The sequence below is a fragment of the Labilibaculum sp. K2S genome, assembly GCF_030372765.1.
Taxonomy (GTDB): Bacteria; Bacteroidota; Bacteroidia; order Bacteroidales; family Marinifilaceae; genus Labilibaculum.
Genome location: NZ_JAUCMW010000003.1, coordinates 35,818 through 58,153, shown reverse-complemented (window position 1 = coordinate 58,153; position 22,336 = coordinate 35,818). Strand labels below are relative to the sequence as shown.

Sequence of the window (22,336 nt, the reverse complement as noted above, 5' to 3'; positions counted from 1 at the left end):
AATAAGCAACTCGTATATAAATTCCATTAAAATCCACTATGAGACAACTAAAGATCACTAAACAGGTAACCAACAGAGAAACTCCGTCTCTTGACAAGTATCTTCATGAAATTGGGAAAGTCGATCTTATTTCTGCAGAAGAAGAGGTTCAGCTTGCCAGGGAGATAAAAAAGGGTAATAAAAAAGCTCTTGATCGACTTATTAAATGCAATCTGCGTTTTGTTGTTTCCGTATCAAAGCAATATCAAAACCAAGGTCTTAGCCTGCCGGATTTGATTAATGAGGGAAACTTAGGACTAATTAAAGCTGCTCAGCGATTTGATGAAACCAGAGGTTTTAAGTTTATATCTTATGCTGTTTGGTGGATTAGACAATCCATTTTACAAGCATTGGCCGAACAAGCCCGAATTGTGCGCCTGCCGTTAAACAAAATTGGTTCTATTAATAAAATCAACAAAACATTCGCTCAATTGGAGCAGGAATATCAGCGTGAACCTTCTCCCGAAGAAATCGCCATCATATTGGAAATGAGTCCGAAAGATGTAAAAGAAGCACTTAAGGCTTCTGGAAGACACATCTCTATGGATGCTCCAATTAACCCTGACGAAGAGAATACTCTTTACGATATATTGCTTAGCAATGATGAGATTAGTCCGGATAAAAAGCTAATTCGAGATTCACTTCGCAAAGAAATTGATCGGTCCTTATCAACGCTTTCAAAAAGGGAGGCTGCTATTATTAGATTGTATTTTGGATTAAATGAAAAGCCACCGTACTCTCTCGAAGAAATTGGAAAAGAATTTGGCTTAACACGAGAACGGGTTCGTCAAATTAAAGAGAAGGCAATCAAGCGAATGAAGACAACATTTAGAAGCAAAATACTAAAAACTTATTTAGGAGAATAATATTTATTTTAGGGTGAAAAAAAGGATAAGAATAGATGGTGAATTTTCATTTGTCTCCTCTTATCCTTTTTTACTTATATTTGCGTCATATTTAAACAAAACGTAAACAACCAAATGCAAACATTAATTTCACCTTCGTTGCTAGCCGCCGATTTCACAAATCTAAAGGCCGATATCGAAATGGTAAACAACAGTCAAGCCGATTGGTTTCACTTAGACATTATGGATGGGGTCTTTGTACCTAACATATCATATGGTCTTCCTGTTGTAGAGCAAATAAACAAAATTGCTAAAAAACCATTAGATGTTCATCTGATGATTATTGATCCGGATAGATATGTTGAAGCTTTTAAAAAGGCCGGTGCTGACATTTTAACAGTTCATTACGAAGCTTGCACTCATCTTCACCGTACAATTCAGAACATTCACAGTCACGGTATGAAAGCTGGCGTATCGCTAAACCCTCATACCCCGGTTTCTGTTTTAGAAGAAATTATTACTGATATTGATTTGGTTCTTTTAATGAGCGTAAATCCTGGTTTTGGCGGACAGAGTTTTATTGAGAACACTTATGCTAAAGTTGAAAAACTAGCTGAATTAATCAAAGAAAAAAATGCTTCTGTCGTAATTGAAATTGATGGAGGTGTAAATTTGGGAACAGGAAAAAAATTAATTGAAGCGGGCGCCAATGCTTTGGTTGCAGGAAGCTTTGTTTTTGGAGCTAATGATCCGGATCAAACAATATCCGACTTAAAAAATCTATAAAATACAGAAGACCAAATGCACATTTGGTCTTTCTTTTTATCCCGTAACGGTATCCTTTCCTTCCAAATAATCCTGAAGATAAGCAAATTGAGGAGTCAGCCTGCCATCTTTTGCAATTGTTGCCCTTTCAATTATTCCATCCGGATCATCAGCTAAAAGGGCTTCATACACATTCTGATACAAAGCCTCTCCAAAATCAATTGATGAATCACGAGGTAACTCTCCCGGTAAATTATCCACAGCCATAACTGTTACGTTTTTTTTATCCACAAAAGGGATGGCTTCTTCTTCATTAAACCGATCGTATCCATAAAATGACGATGCAATTGTTGAAGCCCTCAATGTTGATGCTATTGGTCCCTTTAAATCACAGCTTACATCTGCAATTACCGAGATACTAAAGTCCTCTTCTTTATAGTCTTCCCCAATTAGAAATTTAGGCGATTTTGGATCCCAATAATGGCAGGCAATAAATAAATCTGTCACTTTAGTAAAAGGCTTGAATGTTGATCGGTACTGTTCCGGATTCTCGTAAAAATCCTGAAGATTAAAATCACCTCTGTCTTTACGTTCCACATAATATTCAGGATCAATCCGACAAACAACTGGTTCGCTAAAACTTTCATGTAAAAATTGTTCCGGTGTAACCTCTTTCAAATTTAAAACACGCAGGGTCTGCATTGCTCCCATTGCAACACGACCTCCTCCGGTAATTAATATTTTTATGGGTTTTAAACTAACTTTTTTCAGATGTAAATACATCTCCTCCATATCCTTGCAATAACTAGCTGGTGGTAAATCGAAAAAATCGGTACGCACACCGCGGGCTCTAAGTGCTTTATACGCCCCCACAACGCCAGCCCAATGACCAAATGCCACAAGCCTTCGATGTTTGTTATCCGTTAAATATTCATAATCAATAAGAGTTATATTTCTTTTAATTATTTGCTGCAGCAATTCACGATTGTAAGGCTGTTGTTTTGCTGTATGAGAAAAAAACAAATAGGTTTTATTTGGGATCAGAGTTGGAATAGAAACTTCCTTCACTCCAATCAAAATATCACAATCACGCAAATCATCCGTTAAAAAATATCCCTGCTCACGGTATTCCGAGTCAGTAAAACAACGAATATCACTCGGCTGAATGAATATACTAACATCAGGATATTTATTAAGAATCTGCAAGCCTGTTACCGGCGGTATTGCAACTCTTCTATCCGGTGGATTTTTAGTTTCCCGAAGGACTCCAATTCTAATTCTTTTGTTCATACGATTCCTTAATTTATATGCAAGTGTGTGATTTTATGCAGGTAATGAGTATTAAGATAATAATAAAAAGAACGATTATCCACATTCCAGATATTAAACTCGTTGTTTAACAATTCCAGAACCTGTTGTTTCCCACTATAGATTATAAAGGATCATTAAATAGACTTTGTTTGTAATTGATCCTTAAAGATCTATCGATACGAACTTAAATTTAATACATATCCTGAAAGGTTTCTATGAAAAAATCATGTGAAATGTGTGAATTTTACTAATTTTACATCGATTCTGGGGCTGACGTGGATTTTGACAGCATGATGAATTAGTATGTAAGCATGTCGAGCGTTGTTATTCCAGCTCGTAAATATCGGATATCAAACTTTTTAATTGGCGAAAATAACTACGCTCTTGCTGCTTAATCGAATAAAGTAGATTAATGCTTCATCACCACTCTAGGAGTGGAGACGAGACATCCAACTTATGGTTCCACCTTGTTCCGGTAAGTAATTGGATGCTATCAATTCAGGGTTAGTCTGCTTCACGCTTTGGGGAGCAGGCGAAATTAAGAAGATAAGATAAAGTATCGGGTGTGCTTTCCCTAACTTTATACGAAAATTAATAAATCACTACACATGTAGAAAGCTTATTGATCGCGTGTTTGGACCAGGGTTCGATTCCCTGCAGCTCCACTAGAACAAAAATATCCCGACTTTATTGAGGTCGGGATTCTCTTTTTAGCATATTTCTATTTTTGCCGCGAAACATTTCATTATCAGCTCCTGCTTAAATTTTCTGATTATAGTAATTCTACTCACACGCAAATTTAGAAATCGGTTCTATAAAAAACCACATAAATACTTTACGTGGTTAAAATTTCAATCTATTCTATCATTATAGGGTAATGATGACATCTCATAAAAACATTCAATATCTATTTTTCAATCCGCCACACGGCAACATCTGCTGGTTTTAGCACTTTATCTCCGATCAGGTAATCTCCATTATAATTTAAAATATACTCATCGGAAGAATAATTAACAGCCACCATAAAACCATCGCGGTACTGAACAAAAACACCTTCAGGATAATTCTCTACCACAATATTATTTTGCTGATATATATTTTTCAGGATATTTCGTTCCAAATCCCCATCAACAGATTCTGTTCCAATATACCAAACTTGCCCTTTATCAATTTTATTTTTTAAAACGCAGGCTGTTTCTTTATAAAATTGGTCGGCATAACTTGCCACAACTTCCACATTATTATTTGGTGTAATTAAATCGCCCCAAGAACTCCATTTGTAATTTTTCCCATCCATTAAAATAGTACCTTGTTTTCCGGATGGAAGCATATCAAATGAATGAATCTTTCCTCCAATTAGGTCATTCATAATGCCAGATAAATTATTTTCCCATAAATGAGCATTTTTATCTTTAGCTCCGGTTCTTGGTGAAACAATAAGCTTACCTCCTTTTGAAACGAACTTTTTCCATTTCTGAACCAACGCCTCATCAACCATCTCATAAGCAGGAACAATAATAAATTCAAAATCATCAAAATCATCTTCTTCTGAAATAAAACTAACAGGTGCGCCAAACGAATGGAGAATTTCCTGATAACGCTGCATGTGTTTCCAAGTATCCCATTGATAGGTTTGTTTCTGTCTTTCCAAATTCCAAAGGTTATCAAACGACCACATGATAGCTGTTTTTCTCTTTTTAATAGCTTCAGGTATTTTGGATTTTTCACTGTACTCTTTCCTCAATTCCTTCATTTCATTCATAACCTGAACATACTCCACTCCTCCCTGACTCAAAGTAACACCATCGGTTCGAACCACACCGTGATGATATTGCTCGGCACCGAAAAGTACTTGCCTGTATCGGTAGGTACATGCAAAAGAACTCCCTCCTGCAAAACAATGCCACAACCACATACGAACGGTTCCTGGCTGCAACAATGAATTGTAATTCGCCCAATTTACCTGTCCGGGCTGCAGTTCCATAACTCCTGTAATACCATTTACCGACTTATAATAATCATTGGCATACATTAAAACGGTGTGATCCCCTAAACGAAAACCTAACTCACCCAAATTATCACTTCCATAATTGGGATAAGCTGTAAATGAAGCAAAATCAAGTTTTTTACTTCTTTTCGGATCCGTCTGACTGCCTTTTGCTACATAGTTTGTGGTTATAAACTGTGACTCATCTATATATTTCCGCAATTCTTCTGCCTGAAAATCTAAAAAAAACGCTTGCGTATCAGCTGTAAAACGTTTAAAATCCAATAAAGCAATAGGATTTGCACCCCACCAACCAACATTTTGAGCATTATGAATTCTAACTTCCTCAAAAGATGAATACAATTGACTCCAAAATGCCGTTCCCCATGCCTTATTCAATTCAGTAATATCTGCATATTTATTTTGTAACCATTCCCGAAATGCCAATTGTGCAGACGGACTGTAATCTTCCTTAGCCTCTGGCTCATTGTCAATTTGCCATCCCATTACAGCTTTATTGTGTGCATAATGTTTGGCTATTTCCGCCACAATCTTCTGTGTATACTCCAAAACAACCGGGTTGGATAATGACATATTTGCACGGGTGCCATGTTCTTTAGATTGATAATTACCATCTTGAATATAGATTTCGGGATACTTAATTCCAAGCCATACCGGAGGACAAGGCGTAGGTGTTCCCAAAATCACTTTCAACTTATTTTTATCTGCCAACTCAACTACTTTATCTAGCCATGCGAAATCATACTTGCCTTCAGATGGTTCCATCTGAGCCCAGACAAATTCTGCCATATGAATAAATTCGAATCCATGCCCGGCAATATTTTTGATATCTCTTTCCCATTGTTCAGGTGACCATTGCTCTGGATAATAATACACACCAACAGACATCAAATCCTTCTTTGGGAAATATTCCTGTGCAGATACAACACCAATCCAACTGCTGATTAATAATGCCAGTAAGCTAATTTTATTTGCCATATTTTATCTTTATTAGATCTTCTCAATTTTGGTGTCCTGCCTAAACCGTAAGCTAAACTTTTTCAATGCCTTCTGATTAGACCAAAGATCGATTATTAACAGAATAACTTTTGTAAAGAGAGGTAGTACTAGTTTCCTAACACTACCTCTCAACTGCATTTGGTCCTTAATAATACGCTAATGATATCAATTTAAGTGCAGTTTTTATATTAGGCTCTAAATCACCATTCAATATTTTCTTCAATAAACCCGATTAATTGGTCAGACATTGCATGATGTTCCTTAACGTTTGGATGTCCGCCTGAATTTTTAAACGGGAAAAAACAAGAGAATATCTTATCATCCTCTAATTGACTTACTGCCGTTTGTACATATCCAGGCCACTTAGATCCTTCTTGGGTTGCATCCATACTACCAAGGGTACAGATAATAGACGAATGTGGATACTTACCGCGAATGGAACTTACGAAATCTTTGTAGGCTGCAATAATAGTTGTTGAATCGGGTGCCTCCTTACCAAATCTATTTTTAAACTGCTCATTTTGGGGGATATTTACGATCCATGAATCGTTCTGAAAAAGATTAATTACTACTACATCAGGTGTATATTTGGAAAAATCCCATTTTAAAACTGAGTCATCTGGATCGATTCGATCATACATTTCGGACATAATCAATGGAAACCAACTAACCAATACTCCGATACCACTTTTAGAAATACAATGATATTGAGCATTAAAATATCTTGCTGTAATAGCTGCGTATGATTCATAGTTATTTTGAAAATAACCATACGGACGATCTTTTCCACTAGTATCTTCATTTCCATACGCAGAGGTAATGGAGTTTCCGTAGAACTCTATTTTTCTCTTTTTTGGCGTTTCCGCCGGCAGAAGTTTTGCATCCACGGGTAATTCAAAACCATAAAACAATGTTTTCCCTTTATCCCATTCGGTGCGTTTATACAATTGTACTTGATGTGTTCCTTCAGACAAGCCTGAGGCCAGTATGTATTTTGTTTTCAAAGTATCGGTATGCAATTTCGAAATCACCTTACGATCCACAATTACATTGTAATAATTTGCCGTATCCAAATCCTGCAGAGTAGCTGAAATACTGCTTCCCTCAAATTGAATACTTACCGAAGAACCCGACCATGAAAGCTCCGCAGCATCGGGTCGAAACAGGATTCGACCTTCGTAAGTTAAATTTGGCTGATCGAATGCAATATCCTGATTTTGAACATTACAAAATCCAAAAACAAACACGCAGGACAATAAAATAAAATTCTTTACTATAGTTCTCATTTATAAAAATTATATGGTTTTCAAAAATCAATAGTAGTAAAACAGGAAGCCGGTAAGTTATCCTTGCTAAAAAGTTTTGGTGTGGCTGAATTGGTCCAAGCAAATCTCACATTTACAGGATTCCTAACTTCCTCTGATCTCACAAGTACTTTATCATTTTTAATAAAAGCCTGAGCTGAAAACCAGATTCCATCCTCTCCTGATAATTCAAAATAGGGCAAATCAGCTTTCTCACAATGCAATCCTTCTGCACAATCAAAAATTACTTCTACTTCTGATCCTTTAATCAAAAAAGTCTTAAAAAGCGGTCCTGATGCTGGAAAATCACTCAACTTATAGGTTTTATTAAGTGCCAGATGTGCAAATCGCTTCCCTGCATCAATTTTATTACGTGGATGGATATCAAGAGTATCACCAATATCACTCATTACAACCATTCCCGAATTTGGAATAGATTCTAAAGCACGGCGTTGCGCTTCACGGATTTTTACTCCTGCATCTTTAGCATAGTGAGTAAAAGGAGCTATTTGCGCATAATAAAAAGCAAGATCAGTTTTAAAACCTTTCCTCCAACTTCTTACTAATGTCTCAAGGGTTTTGGTATATGTTGCTGAATTATCAACATTCGCTTCTCCCTGATACCACAAAACTCCTTTCATTGGGAAAGGCATAATTGGTGCTATCATTGCATTGTAAACACAACCAGGCATATTGGGTGCCCAAGGAAAATAAGGCACCTTTTGAGCAGATTCTGTCAACTCATTCGAAGCCAATATCTCTTGCTCCGGAACCCATGTTTCAATTGGCGTTCCACCCCAATTGGAGCTGATTAACCCAACAGGAATCTTAAGTTCCTTATTCAGTTCCTTTCCGAAAAAGTAACCAATAGCACTAAAATCATTCATGCTCCCGGGCGTACACTTCATCCACTGACCTGAAACATCAATACACTTTGTTGGTGATGTTTTAAGTGTTACTGAAAAAAAACGGATTTCATTATCGTCCGCATTTTCAACCTCTTTTCCTATATTATTAATTCCAAAGCTGGTTTTCCATTCCATATTCGACTGCCCCGAAAGTAACCACACCTCACCTATTAATATGTCATCGATAACTACAGTATTGTATCCCTCTATTTTTATTGAATAAGAACCTCCTGCTTCAGGAGTTTTTAAAGTTACCGACCATTTTGCATTGTTACTGGTCACAGTATTTAGTGTATCATTGTCCCAAGAGGCCGTTACTCTAATTTTTTCCATCGGCTTGCCCCAACCCCATAGTTTCACCTCAGAATTCTGCTGCATCACCATATGGTTGCCAAAAATAGCCGGCAATGAAACATTGGAATAAGCAGTATTAGGAAATAAATAAAAAAACATAAGCACAAGGCTTACTTTAACTAAAGATTTTGAACTCATAACTCCATTTCAATTTAAAGGCTAAATTAATTACAAACTCAATATTTTCACATATCAAATGTTTCCAAAAGGGTAACTAAATGTTTTAATTCCACATCAAATGCAGCTATTCTCCATCTTCCTTATGCCTTTTCACATAAGCCGTTGGTAAAATACCATACTCTTCTTTAAAATACTTACTAAAATAACGCGGACTATTAAATCCTACTTCGTAGGCAATTTCTGCAATATTCATCTGGCTTTTTTCCAAAAGCTGCATTCCTCTTTTTAATCTGATAATTCTAATAAACTCAATAGGAGATTTACCCGTTATCGAAATTAATTTTTTATAAAGATAAACACGACTCATACCTAGCTCACGGCTTAAATCTTCAACCGAAAATTTAGATTCTGAAATATTTTTTTCAACTGTTGCAACGGCTTTTTTAATTAATTTTTCATCCATAGAAGTAATCTGAACTTCGCTTGGACTTATATCAACCGTTTTTTGAAATTGCTTTTGGAACTGACTTCTTTTTTCCAATAATTTACGAACCCGCAAAAGGAGTAAATCCATATTAAAGGGTTTTGTTATGTAATCGTCGGCACCAATTTCCAGCCCTTTAATTTTATCCTCATCAGCAGTTCGTGCAGTTAAAAGGATAAACGGAATATGAGATGTCCGGATATCTTTACGAAGCATTGTACACAATTCAAGACCATCCACATTGGGCATCATTACATCACTAATAATTAAATCTGGATGTACCTTATGAACTGTATCGTATCCTTTTTGACCATCCTGAGCCTCGTAGATCTTAAACTGTTCCTGCAGTGCTTCTTTCATAAACGATCTGAAATCAATATTATCTTCAACCAATAAAATAATTGGTTTTTTGATTTTCTCACTGCTTTCAGATTCTTGTTCAGGCCTAACAAAATCTTCATCTACTCTTTCCAGATCTTCATTATCTATGATAACTGTTTTATCAATTGGCAAACTCACTTTAAATTTGGCTCCTTTACCCCGTTCGCTTTCCACCTCAATAATACCATTGTGCAGTTGAATCATCTCACGGGCGAGATTCAATCCAATTCCACTTCCAGACAGTCCAAGCTTCTTATTGTTTTCGGATTGATAAAAACGCACAAATATTTTGTCAATATCCTCTTCATCTATTCCAACACCATTATCCTGAATAATAATATTAACAATTCCATCTTCATCTTTTATTTCCAACTTTAATTTTACATTCCCTTTTTCATGAGTAAATTTTAAAGCATTAGATAATAGGTTCATCATTACCTTCTCCAGTTTTTCTTTATCGAAATTGAATATAAAATGTTCTGTCGAATGCTCAAATGTGAATTTGATGCGCTTCTTGTTAAAGGCATCCTCAAAATTATGAGTCACGTCATTTAAAAAAGTAACAATATCAACGTAAGATGGATTATATCGCAATCCATGCAACTCCAACTTACGAAAATCCAGTAATTGATTTACCAGATTAAGGAGTTGTTTGGCGTTTCGCTCAATGGTATCAAGCAATCTTTTATCCGATTCGGATCTGGTTTGCTTTAACAATTTATCCAAAGGCGTTAAAATCAGTGTTAATGGTGTACGAAATTCATGACTGACATTCGTTAAAAATCTCAGTTTCATTTCATCCATATCATGATTGCGTTCTGCTTGCAGGCGCCCTTGCTCAATATTAAATTTCAGGCGCTCTTTACGAAGCATCGAATATCTGAAATAGCCCAATATTCCAATGCCTAATAAAATATAAATAAAGTAGGCAAATGGTGTTGCATACAAAGGTGGTAACACAATAATACGTAATTCTGCATAATCCTTATTCCAAATTCCATCATTGTTAGATGCTTTAACTTTAAAATAATAATCTCCCGGGTTTAGATTGGTGTAAGTCACCCGATTTCGATTCGCATCCAACGACACCCAATCATCGTCGAATCCCTCCAATTTATATTGATATTTAATTTTACTCGGAATAAAAAAGTCAAGTGCCGTAAATTCGATGGAAAAAACATTCATCGAGTACTGCAGCTCAATAGATTTGGCAGAGGTAATCGATTCTTTAAGAACAATTTTGTTATTAATTGGGGTATTGGGCTTGATGCTTATGTTGAAAATTTGAAAGTCGGTAAATACAACTTTTGGTAAAATCTGATTGTATTTGATATTTTTGGATTGAAACATATTAAACCCATTGCTTCCTCCAAAAATCAATTCATTTTTAGAGGTTTTATATGCAGCTTGTGTGTTAAACTCTTTTCCCTGCAAGCCATCCTCCTTCGTGTAATCAAAAATAGAAAATGAATATTCCTCTCCAGGTAAAGTCTGATTAACTACCACTTGACTTAAACCACCTGATTTACTTACCCAGATCGATTGAAACTCATCTTCTAAAATACAACTGATGAAATCTTCTGATAAGCCATCTGATGCAGTAAAATTCTTAACAAAACCGGTATTTGGATTCACCACAATCAAGCCCTCACGAGAAGCAATCCAAAGCAAACCGCGGGTATCTTCATAAACCGCATTAACTGTTTTATTACTAATAGGAAGCGGAGTTGATCTTGCAAGAAAAGGATGATGCTTGTAACGCTGTTCTTTAAGATCATAAAATACCACCCCCCTCTCTGTTGCAATAAAGAAATTACCATTGTTCAATTTATAAATCTGTTTAACAAATTTTGTTGGCAAATCCACATTACCTTTATTCGGAACAGGTTTAAAAATTTCATTGTTACGATCGAATATTACGATACCTCCGCCAAGGGTGCCGATCCATAAATTTTGCTGATCATCTTCATTAATTGACCATATATTGTTACTCGTGAGACCGTTATTTCTATTTGGTGAATATTGATATCGTGTAAAGATTTTTCCATTAAAACGATTTAGCCCTCCCGTAAACGTTCCTATCCACAGTTCATTTTCGCTATCAATAAATAAACTTACAACGACATTATTACTTAAAGAATTGGGACTATTTTCATCATATTGATATTTTTTAAACGAATTTGCATGACGATTCCAATAGATAAGTCCACCTCCATTTGTTCCTATCCATAAATTCCCTTTTTTATCTTCTACGAAACAATTTACATCATTATATGGCAGGCTTGATGGATCAGACAGCAAATGCCTGTAATGAGGAAATTTATGAATACTCTCGTGATAATAACTCAAACCATTTTTAAATGTACCAATCCAAATTATGTTATTATTATCAATATATAAATCGGTAATTGAATTCTGAGCAATACTTTTATCGTTATCGGATTGATGATAAATTTGGGTTACTTCTCCGGAAAACTTATTAATAACGTCTATACCTCCATGGTCGGTACCAACCCAAATTAGTCCTTTATCATCTTGAATAACTTTTTTTACAATGTTACTTGTTAAACGTATTTTATTTGAATGAACCGTGTAATGATTCCACTTATCATTTGATATTTGATATTTATATAGTCCATCGTTATTTCCATATAACCAAATATCATTCTCAGTATCAATAAATAGGTCTGTACTTAAACTATCGGCTCCCAACTTCCCTGATAAATGATCATTTCTAAATTTAAGATTGTAATTCACCCCATCGTAACATTCAATAATTCCATTACTTAAAAGATAATAATAATCTCCGTTGGCTTGTTGAAAATTCACAACACAGCATTCTTCTTTTTCATGTACAGGAAAAACGCTAATCAATTTACCGGAAAGGGAATCAACTCGCTGATAATAATTCTGATTATATGGCTTAATCCATTTCTGTTTATTCTTATCAATGTATAAATCTTCTATATTTTGTGAAGAGTCTTTTTGTCCAATAAACATTGACAAATTCCTATAGAATCTTTCCTTATTTACATCAAAAACAACATACCCCTGCAAAGTCCCAATCCACAAATTTCCATCAACATCTTCCTGTATATTCTCAATGTAATTATCGACTATTGTTGTTGTATCTTTTGTTGTATGTGTATAATTAACAAATTGAAACCCATCAAATCTGCTTAGTCCTGCTCTTGTTCCAATCCAAATAAAGCCTCTTGTATCCTTATAAATACAATTAACGTGGTTGTTAACTAATCCATCAACATTATTAACCTTTAAGAAAGAATACTGTCTTTCTGCATGAATTGAGAAACTTGATAAAACAAAAAGCAGGATTATGCCAATTAATCGATACATAAATAAGTTTTATGAATTTATTTCAGGATTAAAATACAAAAGGGATGGCAAAAACCATCCCCAATTATCTATTTTATATTGATTTTCTGCTTTTGAATAGTGTTGTCGGAGGAATTACCAATATAAATAATATAAGTGCCTTTTTCCAGATTCCAATCGGATATTGATTCATCGTAAAAAGCTAAATCATCAACAGAAATTTCAATCTCTACCTGTTCTTCTTTACCTGAATTCAAAGAAACCTTTTTAAATCCTTTGAGCTCTTTTAGAGCCCGCTCAACTTTTGATTTTGGCTTACCAATATAAACCTGAACAACTTCTGATCCTTTTACTTCACCTGTATTTGCAAGCATGCAACTAACTTTTATCTTATCACCTTTAGAGTAAATCTGCTTGTCTGTAGTAAGATCGGATATCTTAAAATCCGTATAAGATAAACCGTAACCAAAGGCAAACAAAGGTTTAATTTTTTTTGTGTCGTGCCAACGATAACCAACCAAAATATCCTCTTTGTAGTACTGATTAATACTATCGCCCGGATAAGATAGCTCTCCAAAATAATGAGCTGCATTATCTTTTAGCTGAACCGGATAGGAGAAGGGAAGTTTTCCGGAAGGATTCACGTCGCCCGAAATTACATCAGCTAATGCATTTCCGGCCTCGCTGCCATTGTACCATGATTGTATTAATCCTTTAACCTGCGTTAACCAAGGCATCTCAACTGCATTTCCACTAACCAATACAAGTCCCAGATTACTATTTACTTTTAACAATTTATCAATCAACTCACTTTGCCCAAACGGCAATTCGAAATGCTTGCGGTCACCACCTTCACAATCCTGAAAATGATTTTTATTCAGTCCTCCAATAAATAAAACAACATCCGCTTTGGAAGCCACATCCAAGGCTGCTTTCACCAACGAATCGGCATTCAATTCAGAGGGTATTTCACGTCCATAAGCTGATGGTCCGGAAGCATAACCCATTGAATGAAGGATAGTCGCATTTTTGAAGTGGTTTTTAATGCCTTCCAATGGTGATATTTCATATTTTGCTTTCAATTCTGAAGAACCCCCACCTACGGTCATTGAACGTGTTGCATTTTCGCCAATTACAGCAATCTTGATATTCGTGTCCGGATTAATTGGAAAAAACTCATTCTTGTTTTTTAATAATACAATACCATCTGCAGCAACTTTTCGTGCTACCTGAGTATGTTCAACATTATTCATGCGGCCAAGAGACCGATTTAAGTTCATATTGGTTCTGTACATCAATCGCAGGATTCGTCGTACTTTGTCATCAACAACCGATTCGTCAATTTCGCCATCTTGAATCATTTTCAAAAATGGATCCGCTAAATAATAGTTGTCGTAAGCAAACTTAGCAGAAGAAGTTAATCCATTAGTCCACGTTCCCATTTCAATATCCAATCCATTAAAAGCTGCTTGTTTGGTATCATGAGTTCCACCCCAATCCGTAATTACAGTTCCATCGAAATTCCATTCTCCTTTCAATATTTTATTAAGCAACAAATCGCTGTGACAACAATGCTCGCCCCGAACCTGATTATAAGCTCCCATTATGGACCAAACATGACCTTTTTCAACTGCAGCTTTAAATGCCGGCAGATAGATCTCATAAAGAGCTCTGTCGCTTAAATTTACATTGATATGTCCGCGCCATTCTTCCTGATTGTTCAGTGCATAATGCTTAACGCAAGCAGCAACGCCATTTTCCTGAACTCCTTTTATATACGGAACAACCATAACAGATGCCAAATAAGGATCTTCTCCCATGTATTCGAAGTTACGGCCATTAAGCGGTGTTCGGTAAATATTAACGCCAGGGCCCAACAAAACATCCTTTTTTCTAAATCGTGCCTCCTCTCCAATGGCTACACCATATTCATGAGAAAGCTCAGGATTAAAAGTTGCAGCCAAACAAGTTAGTGCAGGAAATGCAGTTATCGAATCGTTTGTCCAATTAGCATAGCCCCAATCATCCCAGTTTATTTCACCTCTCACTCCATGAGGTCCATCAGACATCCACAACTCCGGAATTCCTAAACGAGGAACACCTGGAGAACTAAATTTTGATTGTGCATGACACATCGCTACTTTCTCTTTAAGAGTCAATTGATTGATTATTTCATCAATTTTCTTTTCTGTTTTTGCATCACTTTGTGCATTTACATTGGTCATCACTCCAAGTGTTAATCCTATATATATAAATAGTTTTTTCATGTATCTATAATTTTTATTCAATTGTCACACGGACGTTTCATATTCGTTCCTTTACTTCTTATTAACGGGTAATCTCAATTTCAACCATCTTATCCTGATCTAAATCAAGCAACAATTTACCATCTTTTACTTTATATTTTGCTCCATTTACTTTACTATTTGTCAATTGAATACTATTTCCAATTTCCAATGTTACCTTCTGTTTGTTTTTTGATAACAACTGGATTTTAACTTGTCGGTCATCCCACTTAATGCGCTTTATTTTAATATTACCCCGAGCCAAAGCTCCAGTTATCTCTCCTTTTTTCCAGTCATCAGGCAAAGCAGGAAAAACGGTAATATATCCAGGCCGACTAGTCACAATCATGCGTGTGATTAATGAAGGAAAACCTCCACTAATATCCATATTAAAGAGATTACCCGGATTATGTGTGGTTGCCATACTATTTGTCCAATAAAAACGAGACAAGTATTCGAGAATCTCGGATGCGGTTGCTTTATCTTTCATATTTACAGCCGCAAAACCCAAATGACACATTCCAAAAGCCATTTCGCCACCTTGGTACATCTTTCGAATCTTCATCCGTTCATGAATCGTTTTTTTAGCCGCATTTTGTAAAGCTTCCGACTCCAAAATATCTTGATCCGGCACCTCATATAATCCGTACAAATGCGAGGCATGACGATGTGCCTGATTATCGGTGAATCCATCCCAAAGCCACTCTCGTAAAACACCATCTTCACTAATCTGATAATCGGGCAGATGACCCAAAAATTCTTCTTTCTCCTGTATCTCTTTTCGACTAAGACCCAAAATCTTAGCTGCAGATATCCAATTACGGGTTAGTTCGTTAATGATCATGACATCCATAGTTGCATTGATGCAATTCTGCCAACGGCGCTCCAGTGGATTATTTTCAGGAGAATAAGAAGGAACTACAATGTATTTGCCATCCTCACCCATCGTTAAAAAATCTTCCCAGAACATCAATGCTTCATTCATAAAAGGAAAAGCTCTCTTCTTCAGAAACTCTTTGTCTTTTGTGTACAGATAGTAATCGTAAAAATAAGATGCTGTCCAACCGGCACCACCATTCCAATATTCCATGCACCATGTTTCATCGTAATGATTATTAAGACCATGCGTACTGGTATGAGCTGCGATATGAATACCTCTTGTACCATAAAATTGTTTCGCATTAATTCGGTAATCATCCATCATTCGCTCATGATAATCAAAATAAGCCATCATCAGCTCGGGCATATTGCCATTAAGCAGATTTGAAACAGCAACTTCTACATTCCCATCATGAGTAAAATCACCCGACCATGGAGGTGTCCATGTTCCACTCCAAATACCTTGCAGATTTGGAGGATTAGCTCCTGTAGAACATAAGATGTTGTAACGTGCAGCCTCGAACTGACGCTGCATAATCCCTGCGCTGGTGCCACCTCTCACTGTTGAAACCAATGTTTCTGAAGTCATTTCTTTTTCTTCTTCCGAAACGTTCAACTGTAAAGAAACTCTATCGTACAGTTCACCATGAGTGTTTATTTGCCTCTCCAGTAAAGTATTATAATTATTGCCGGCATTATTCAATCTATTTTGAATGGTTAACAATGATTCTTCGTTGGTTCCTTTATAAGGTTCAATGCAGGTAAGAATGATTACTTCCTCCGCATTTTCAATTTTATAACAACCCTTAATTTTTGAAACCTCACCTCCTTTGTTAATCACTTTTAAAAGACCATCGTAACCATCCGGAGAATGCGAATGCGGCTTACCATATTCCACATGATAATGCATCAAATCGTTTTCAATATTTGTTTGCGATTTTTTAATCAGTGAATCAATTAAACCATTCTGCTCCCAGGTGTGCGGATGTTTATGCAAAGAGATTTGAGCATTTATTGGTACTGTTCCTTTTATTTGAGTTACAACAACACCATCTGCCCTTGAAACAAAAGTTTTCCTGCTAAATGTTCCCTTTTGGTCAGTCCATTCAACTATGGCTTCAGCTGTTTCGTAATTTACCATTCGCCGGTAATTCTTTACGTTTGACGCCGGCATATCAATCGTTAGGTTAGCCGCAGGCACATAAGAATCTGTCCATTTTTTCTTGCCATAACCAGCATCTTTCCAAATTTTCACACCTAATTCGGCCACTTCCTGATATTTCCCTTCAAAAGATAAACGTTTAATTTCATCCAAATATGGAGTCATATCCGGCGGTGTTAAAGGAGTTTCATTGGGCAAGTACAACAAAGCATGATTGAGAATAATAGTTTCTTCAAACGGATTCCCCATCACCATAGCTCCCATAGTTCCATTACCCGACAGTAAAGCATCTTGCCATTTGGCTGCAGGCAGCCAACTTACAAATCCTTTTTCGGGTACACTTTCCTTTTGTGCATAAGTTGACACTTGAATTAGCATTGCCAACAATAAAAAAAATATTATTCTGATATTCATCATACTTACCTTAAAAAAATCCCGGCAAACAATTGCCTGCCGGGATTATATTGCTTCCCGTACGTTAACTATTTCAATTCGATTTGAATTGCGTTCCCCTTATACTTAACTTCTTGGCCTTTGTAGCTATCAAAACTAAAATCTACTTTATTGGTTTCAGAGGCAAACACAATAGTAAATATTCTCTCTTTAGGCATTCCTTCAAACTCACCTTTCCGCTCTCCAATAGTTAGTTTCTTGTCTGTTTCAGACCACTTGACCGAGATTGTACTGTACTTGCCTTTTTCATAATTAAAGTTTAGTCCTTCATCTTCATACAATTCAAACTGAGCATCAGTACCAGTATAAACAACTAACTTTATCGGCGCATTTAACTTTTGACTGGTGTACTCAATCTCTGGCCCTACAGGCAAAATTGATCCTGCTTTTACAAAAAGAGGCATTTTTTCATAAGGAGCATCAGCATTAATCGTTTGTCCTCCTTCAAAAACTTTACCGTTGTAAGCATTGTACCAGGAATTCCCTTTTGGAAGATAAACCTCACGCTCACGCAGCTTGTAATTATAAACCGGGCACACCATAATAGAAGGGCCAAACATATATTGATCATCAATATCATTTACCTTGGTATCCTTAGTGAAATCCATTACCAGTGCACGCATAATGGTGTAATCGTCAAAATAAACATGTCCTGCCAAAGAATAGATATATGGCATTAAACGATATCTCAACTTATTGTAGTATAAGATACTTTGATATGCTTTATGCGATTCCGGTGCAATATTATAAACTTCTCGGTATGGATACTGACCATGGGCACGGAATAAGGGCACAAATGCACCAAACTGATACCAACGGGTATTTAACTCACGCCACTCTTTTAAATCTTCACTTCCTTCTTTGGCTGTTTCGTATCGTTTTTCAACACAAAAGCCACCAATATCCATCGTCCAATATGGAACACCCGATATAGCAAAATTCATTCCCGCAGTAATCTGTGCTTTCATATCTTCCCATCTCGTTCCAATATCACCACTCCATGTTGCTGTACTATATCGCTGCAATCCGGCAAAACCTGAACGAGTTAATAAGAAAACCCGTTTATTTGGATCTACACTGCGTTGCCCTTCATATATTCCTTTCGCATTCATTAATGCGTAGGTATTAAAAAATTCAGTAGATGAACCTATTGCCGTAGGCGTTGACAATTTTTTACGATATTCGATACTCGAATTGGATACAATATCTGGTTCCGACGCATCCATCCACCAGGCATCCATACCAAATTTATAGATGTTTTTATTCATTTGATCCCAAAACATCTGACGAGCCCCTTGACTATATGGATCGTAGAATGAGCCAATGTGACCTTTCCCAATCCAGTCGCGCACACTATCTTTTACGGCTTGCTGATACATATAACCTTTCGCATCCAACTCTTTATAATTATCCGTATTGATATAAAATTTAGGCCAAACAGAAATCATAGCATGTCCATTCATCGCATGAATATCATCCATCATTTTTTGTGGATCGGGAAAACGTGAAGCATCAAATTTATGACTTCCCCACTGATCCTCTTCCCAGTATGACCAGTCGATTACAATATTATCAATCGGTATTTTTCGCTTACGAAATTCAGCCAACGCTCCTACTACTTCATCTTGAGTTTTATAACGTTCACGACTTTGCCAAAAACCATATGCCCAACGAGGCAAAATAGTTGCTTTCCCTGTTAATTGACGGTATCCGCTAATTACCTTATCCATATTATCGCCATGAATAAAGTAATAATCAAGTTCTTGTCCCATTTCTGACCAGAGAGCCAATTTACCTTGTTCTTCTGCAGGACGAGGACTTAATGCTTTCAAACTGACATAAGAAATACCACCATCCGGTTTCCAATCCAATTTAACAGGAACACGTTCTCCTTTTTTAAGTTCAACGGTAAACTTATAAGTATTCGGATTCCATGCTGTTCTCCAACGTTCCCCAACTACTTCTTTACCACCAATCGAAACACTGGTATATCCGGCATAATACAATTTAAAATGATAGATACCTGATTCTTTGGCTTCAATTTCTCCTTCCCAAACAATTTTGGAATTATTAAAAGGAAAATCTGCAGGAAACTTCTTCACTGTTTCCAAATTTTCATAATCAATATCTGCTTCATCCCTTTTTGTAAATTCTTCACCCTTTCCTGTTGTATATGTTGCAGTTAAAGCACCTTCTTTTCCCTCTTTATTGTACAACTTAAATTGTGACAATTGACCGTAATCATTAGGGTTGCCAAAACGTGTTAACGAATAGTTATCCCAAAGAAGACCGTAATTTTTATTCGAGACAACAAAAGGAATAGATACTTTGGTATTGTACTGATACAACTCCTCATTTTTACCTTTGTAGTTCCATTCATCACTTTGGTGTTGTCCTAAACCATAAAAAGCCTCATCATCAGGCGAATCGAAAACTTGCTTAAAAGAATATCCTTTAAAACCATCCACTGAAATGGGGGTAAACTTCTTGTTTGTTTCTTTATGCTCCTGAAGCAAAGGCTTGCCTTCCAGGTCATAGAAACCAACTTCACCGGTTTGCAGAGAAGTTCTGACTTTCAATTTTGATGTAGTCAACTCAAGGTTATTCTCCTTTACCTCAAGGTTATATTTTACCTTGGGTTCTTTTTGATCTACAATGATTAAACTTTTGCGATCCCTCAATTCTGCTTCCGGAGTAGCCACCACACGAATGATCTCATCCGACACAACCTGAAGCTGTATCAATTTCGTATCACCTTCCTTACTGTTTTCCGGCCATATTAGTACTCCCTCCTGCGTTTGTTTATAATCTGACTGATGGCAGGAAATAAATAAACAGCTCATTATCAAGAGAAACGCTGCCTGTTTCACGATGTATCTTTCTTTACTCATTGTAATTGTCCTAATTTTATATTTGCATTTATATTATTGAACCTACAGAAAACGGACTTATAACCCAGACTGTTTGTACATCCAGGCATATCCGCCAAATTCGTTGAGGGGAATTCAGACAGTGTATTCCACAGTTCATTTCGGGTTCTATAGCGTTCCAGGCTTTGCCGGCAAACAGCAACCACCCAAAATTCCCCTTACTGTTTTTCTATTTATTCAAATTGCCTGTTTTTATTCAGCTCCGGCCATTAGGGTATCGAGGCTGCGCCGGTCTTTCACGGTATAATTTGAACGGTCCAAGGCGCCGCCCGTATCCCAGTAAAAGGGCAGCAAGCCACTGGCACTGATTGTAACCGTTGCCGATCTTTCTTCTTCCGCATCGTTGGCTTCGGCATTGATCTTAATACTTGCATTGCCTTTGCTGGTCTGTAGGGTCGATACACACCAGGAGGCGTTGCTGCTTATGGTCCAGACCGTGTTGGAAGTAATGGAAATGCTTGCGGTGCTACCGTCCTGTCCAAAATTCAGACTGGAAGGTGTTGCCAACAGTGCCGGTACAATTTCCTCCTTGGTATCATTCGAGCCACCATCGTCATCGCAGGAAAGCAATGAGACAACAAGTAATAACGCGAATAATTGTCTTCATCTTAAAAATATTTAAACTGATTTTTCATTTTGTTTCTCATATAATCTTTAAAAATCATGGTAAGTTCAAGAAAAAAAAACCGGGCAAATACAGTAGACTCACCCGGGATTATTAATTCTTGAAATAATCTCCCCGGAGATATTGAATTATTAACAGCGAAGATTAGTTCTCTCAGACATGAAAACTTTTATACTTCATCATTTTCATAGCACACTGGGGTACAAATCAGCTACCCCCTTAATATTTACAAAACGCCAACAAAACTAGAGACTGACTGTGCAAATAAATAGTTCAACAATCAGCCTCTAAAACTTTCAATAATAATTGCTAGCTATTAATGCGAATCGTAATAATCTTTGGTAATATAGTTATATGTTAACCAATTATTTGGATCCTTATAGCAAATAAGCTGCATCTGATCTGCAGTAAGAGTCTTGATAGTCATTTTTGCGTTCCAGTTTGCTATTCCATCACCTTGAGCATGATCATGAATAACCTCTGCACCATAAGTAATCAGTTCACTTTTACCTGGAAACAACATAAATGTACCGGTTCCTGAAAGCTCAGGGAACATCTTATTGTCACAAGTAAAATTCGCATTCCCAATCAAATCAAAAGTCATTGTTCCGTAATCGCCAGCTGAAACTCCTGCCCAGGGAATATCAGAAAATGCAGGAGCCCATTCCCATCCAGGACCACCAAAATAAAAGGGTCCTGCAAAATATTTACTTACACCATCTGCATCCAAATCTAACACCCATGTTTTCGAATTTCCAATACCTCCTGTCAGATTTGACCACATCGGATCACTCACATATTCTTCATCAATGGTAGTAATGTCAAAAATATAAGGATCAGCTGTAACCAGTCCTCCTGGACTTTCTACTGTATACAAGATCTCGGCTGCCGTTGCGGGAAAAGGAATATTTATAGTATCTTTCATTTTTATGGATGTACCTACAGGTGTAACCCAATAAGGCTGAGCACCAGAAGTTTCACTATTCAGATAAAATACATTTGGATTCTGCTCGCTTCTTGTTACGGAGAATTTCACCGCACTTTTGTCCAATGGCGCCTGCAATTCATATTCATCAGGTGTACAAGCTGCGAACATCATTGCCACCAAAGACAATATCGAAAATAATTTTAATATCTTGTTCATAATA

The 22,336-nt window shown here is 36.6% G+C and carries 12 protein-coding genes and 1 other RNA gene; 3 read left to right on the top strand and 10 right to left on the bottom strand.

The features are described from left to right. Positions 1-38 precede the first annotated feature (38 nt). Entirely contained in the window at positions 39-905 is an 867-nt protein-coding gene (locus tag QUH73_RS05910) for a sigma-70 family RNA polymerase sigma factor (RefSeq protein ID WP_289529527.1), read from the top strand. A 114-nt stretch (positions 906-1,019) separates the two neighbouring features. Continuing rightward, positions 1,020-1,670, top strand: coding sequence for a ribulose-phosphate 3-epimerase (rpe, locus tag QUH73_RS05905; protein WP_289529526.1), 651 nt, complete (start codon positions 1,020-1,022; stop codon positions 1,668-1,670). A 36-nt stretch (positions 1,671-1,706) separates the two neighbouring features. Here rpe and QUH73_RS05900 read toward each other — a convergent pair whose 3' ends face one another. Beyond that, positions 1,707-2,939: an NAD(P)-dependent oxidoreductase gene (locus tag QUH73_RS05900; protein ID WP_289529525.1), complete on the bottom strand. Its 1,233-nt coding sequence runs from the start codon at positions 2,937-2,939 to the stop codon at positions 1,707-1,709. Between the two features lie 287 nt (positions 2,940-3,226). On the opposite strand from QUH73_RS05900, the gene ssrA reads away from it, so the two are divergent. Beyond that, positions 3,227-3,628: a transfer-messenger RNA gene (ssrA, locus tag QUH73_RS05895) on the top strand. Positions 3,629-3,867: 239 nt separating this feature from the next. On the opposite strand, the gene QUH73_RS05890 is transcribed toward ssrA, so the two are convergent. The 9 genes from QUH73_RS05890 to QUH73_RS05850 form a co-directional block, all read right to left on the bottom strand. Further along, entirely contained in the window at positions 3,868-5,946 is a 2,079-nt protein-coding gene (locus QUH73_RS05890; protein WP_289529524.1) for a beta-galactosidase, read from the bottom strand. A gap of 221 nt (positions 5,947-6,167) precedes the next feature. Further along, positions 6,168-7,253 carry an SGNH/GDSL hydrolase family protein gene (locus QUH73_RS05885; protein ID WP_289529523.1) on the bottom strand — a complete coding sequence of 362 codons (1,086 nt, stop codon included), beginning with the start codon at positions 7,251-7,253 and terminating at the stop codon, positions 6,168-6,170. 20 nt (positions 7,254-7,273) lie between these two features. Next, positions 7,274-8,671, bottom strand: coding sequence for a sialate O-acetylesterase (locus QUH73_RS05880; protein ID WP_289529522.1), 1,398 nt, complete (start codon positions 8,669-8,671; stop codon positions 7,274-7,276). Between the two features lie 106 nt (positions 8,672-8,777). Next, the gene (locus QUH73_RS05875; RefSeq protein ID WP_289529521.1) at positions 8,778-12,875 is read right to left on the bottom strand and encodes a hybrid sensor histidine kinase/response regulator transcription factor; all 4,098 of its coding nucleotides are present in this window, start codon (positions 12,873-12,875) and stop codon (positions 8,778-8,780) included. Positions 12,876-12,943: 68 nt separating this feature from the next. Continuing rightward, positions 12,944-15,121: a beta-glucosidase gene (locus QUH73_RS05870; RefSeq protein ID WP_289529520.1), complete on the bottom strand. Its 2,178-nt coding sequence runs from the start codon at positions 15,119-15,121 to the stop codon at positions 12,944-12,946. A 61-nt stretch (positions 15,122-15,182) separates the two neighbouring features. Further along, a complete protein-coding gene (locus QUH73_RS05865; protein WP_289529519.1) occupies positions 15,183-17,594 on the bottom strand; it encodes a glycosyl hydrolase family 95 catalytic domain-containing protein in 2,412 nt (803 codons plus the stop codon). Between the two features lie 68 nt (positions 17,595-17,662). Beyond that, positions 17,663-20,524, bottom strand: coding sequence for a TIM-barrel domain-containing protein (locus tag QUH73_RS05860; protein WP_289529518.1), 2,862 nt, complete (start codon positions 20,522-20,524; stop codon positions 17,663-17,665). 231 nt (positions 20,525-20,755) lie between these two features. Further along, on the bottom strand, positions 20,756-21,133 hold the full coding sequence (locus QUH73_RS05855) for a BACON domain-containing protein (protein ID WP_289529517.1): 378 nt from the start codon (positions 21,131-21,133) through the stop codon (positions 20,756-20,758). A gap of 371 nt (positions 21,134-21,504) precedes the next feature. Beyond that, complete coding sequence (locus QUH73_RS05850; protein ID WP_289529516.1) at positions 21,505-22,332, bottom strand: hypothetical protein; 828 nt, start codon at positions 22,330-22,332, stop codon at positions 21,505-21,507. Positions 22,333-22,336: the final 4 nt, after the last annotated feature.